This is a genomic window from Vibrio sp. V43_P6S15P86 (assembly GCF_009904725.1).
In the GTDB taxonomy this organism is placed as follows: domain Bacteria; phylum Pseudomonadota; class Gammaproteobacteria; order Enterobacterales; family Vibrionaceae; genus Vibrio; species Vibrio diabolicus.
The window spans coordinates 1-2,331 of sequence record NZ_WXWT01000019.1; the positions used below are offsets into that span (position 1 = coordinate 1).

The following is a 2,331-nucleotide window of genomic DNA, read 5'->3' on the forward strand; positions in this document are numbered from 1 at the left end:
CAATATGACGGTTGTTTTAAATATTTCCAACAAAATGTTGGTTTCTTATGCAGTTAGAATCGGTATAGAATGAGAAAAATAAGGAAAGCTTGGTAAGTATATGGACAAGTTTGATCACAAGATTGTGGATCTTCTCCGACACAACGCTCGGCTGTCGGTGACTGAAATTGCGGATAAAGTGAACCTTTCTCGTTCTGCGGTGACGGCTCGTATTCGTAAGCTAGAACATGACAAAGTGATTCTCGGGTATCACGCTGAAATTGCCTCTTCAGGCGGGGACTCGATTTGTGCTTATTTTGCTCTAAAGTTCGATAAATCTACATCCACGTATTATTGCGAATCATATGCCGATGAACTATACAAAATCGATGGCGTAAAATGGTGCCATGCAATCAGTGGTGAAACGGATATGATGGTTTTTGTCGAAGTACCTACGATGACTCGTTTGAACGAAATCAGAGATCAAATTCAACGTTACCCAGAGCTAAGGCACCTCATGACTCATACCGTTTTAGCTGAGTTCTTTAATACGACTGGCAACCAGTTTGTGAAATAAGCATCATGGGTGCCATTATTTATTAAAACCTTCTTGAGCCGGTATGTTAAACAACATCAATTTGAATCTACTTAGGTCCTTGCATGTACTTTTAGAAGAGTGTCATGTCAGCCGAACTGCAGAACGTTTGCACATTACGCAGTCTGCGGTTAGCCGACAGCTTGCACAATTGCGCGATCTGTGTGGTGATCCACTGCTTATTCGTCAAGGTAATCAGCTGATACCAACCCCGCGAGCAATAGCATTAAAATCAAAGCTTGATGCGTTACTGGCTGAGTTTGACCATTTACTCGATGACAAACCTTTTGAGCCGCAACTGTGGCAAGGCGAGCTGGTTATTGCCTCAAGTGATTACGTGGCACAATACGTTTTGCCCGATATTGCATCTCACTTAGGTGAACAAGCACCACAATTGGATTTGGCGTATCGACTGTGGCAGCTAGATTTTATCGATAAGCTTCACGAGTTAGGAATCCACCTTGCTTCTTCTATGTATCCCACTCAGCCTGAAGGTGTATCTAGCATCAATATTGGTTCTGATAAGTCAGTTTGTTTGATGAAGGCGTCTCACCCTTTAGCTGGTAAGGCTTCGATTTCTGTAGAGGACCTCATTAGTCATTCGCATATTCAAGTGACGGGTGGGGGAGACAAAGACTCAAGTACCGATATGGCACTAAAAGACAGGGGGCTGATGCGTCATGTTACCTTTAAAGTGCCTTTTTTCTCTGCGGCGGTAAATCGTTTGGTCTCAAGTGAGCACTTAATGGTAGTTCCGGAGCACATTGCAAATAATTTGGCCAAGCACTGGCCTTTGGTTCATAAAGCGCTTCCTTTTGAGACACCTACCCATGAATACTGGCTGATGTGGCATCCTAAATACGACAATGATCCAGCTCATCAATGGGTGCGAGAGCAAATCCACGCGGTGATGAAAATATCGGAATACTCCATCCATTAGGCTATGATTTTAAATCATGACTTTTATGCGAAACTTTGATTTCAAATTATAGCTCTTCAATTGATAGATTGAATTCAAATGGAGAGAGGTTATCTATGACACTAACAGTTTGGTTATCACTTTTTACCGTGTGTTTACTCGGTGCTATGTCACCTGGGCCTAGCCTAGCGATTGTGGCAAAACATGCCTTGGCTGGTGGACGCATCAATGGTTTGGCAACGGCTTGGGCACACGCTTTTGGAATTGGCATTTATGCGTTTATTACGCTGATTGGCCTCGCTGTTGTTTTGCAGCAAAGCCCGATGTTGTTCAAGACGATCAGCCTTGCAGGCGCGGCATATCTTGCATATTTAGGGTTCAATGCGCTGCGTTCGAAAGGCGGTGTGGCGGCGAAGTTGGAGTCAGGCGAAGAAACAACGGTAAGCCAGTCTGCTCGAGAAGGTTTTTTTATCTCGATTTTAAGCCCCAAAATTGCCTTGTTTTTTATCGCACTATTTAGTCAGTTTGTAGCGCTAGGTAATGATTTGAGCAATCAAATGATCATTGTGGCTACACCATTTGTTGTGGACGGGCTTTGGTATACCTTTATCACCCTAGTGTTATCGAGCTCTAAAGTAGTGGACAGAATTCGTTCTAAAGCGGTGTTAATTGATCGTTTGTCAGGGATTGTTCTAATACTATTGGCACTTCGAGTGGTCGTAACCGTATAAATTTGCAAAGACAACAAAATATTAAAGGCAGCCCAGGTGGCTGCCTTTTTTGTAAAAAGCACCCTGCCATTGTAAAGACAGGGTGAAAGCAAGAAGTTTCTCAGGAG

General features: G+C 43.2%; 3 protein-coding genes. All 3 read left to right on the forward strand.

Translation table 11 applies throughout. The features are described from left to right. The first annotated feature begins 100 nt into the window (after positions 1 to 100). The 3 genes from CAG69_RS01120 (at position 101) to CAG69_RS01130 (ending at position 2,224) form a co-directional block, all read left to right on the forward strand. Positions 101 to 556, forward strand: a complete 456-nt coding sequence (locus tag CAG69_RS01120; protein WP_005396378.1) for an Lrp/AsnC family transcriptional regulator — start codon at positions 101 to 103, stop codon at positions 554 to 556. 43 nt (positions 557 to 599) lie between these two features. Continuing rightward, positions 600 to 1,514 (forward strand): LysR family transcriptional regulator, encoded by a 915-nt coding sequence (locus CAG69_RS01125; protein WP_005396380.1) that lies wholly within the window; start codon positions 600 to 602, stop codon positions 1,512 to 1,514. 95 nt (positions 1,515 to 1,609) lie between these two features. After that, the gene (locus CAG69_RS01130; protein WP_161442303.1) at positions 1,610 to 2,224 is read left to right on the forward strand and encodes a LysE family translocator; all 615 of its coding nucleotides are present in this window, start codon (positions 1,610 to 1,612) and stop codon (positions 2,222 to 2,224) included. Positions 2,225 to 2,331: the final 107 nt, after the last annotated feature.

Bases quoted from the DNA above. Each gene is read 5' to 3' on its own strand.
- CAG69_RS01120 (WP_005396378.1), top strand. From the start codon at position 101: ATGGACAAGTTTGATCACAAGATTGTGGATCTTCTCCGACACAACGCT.
- CAG69_RS01125 (WP_005396380.1), top strand. From the start codon at position 600: ATGTTAAACAACATCAATTTGAATCTACTTAGGTCCTTGCATGTACTT.
- CAG69_RS01130 (WP_161442303.1), top strand. From the start codon at position 1,610: ATGACACTAACAGTTTGGTTATCACTTTTTACCGTGTGTTTACTCGGT.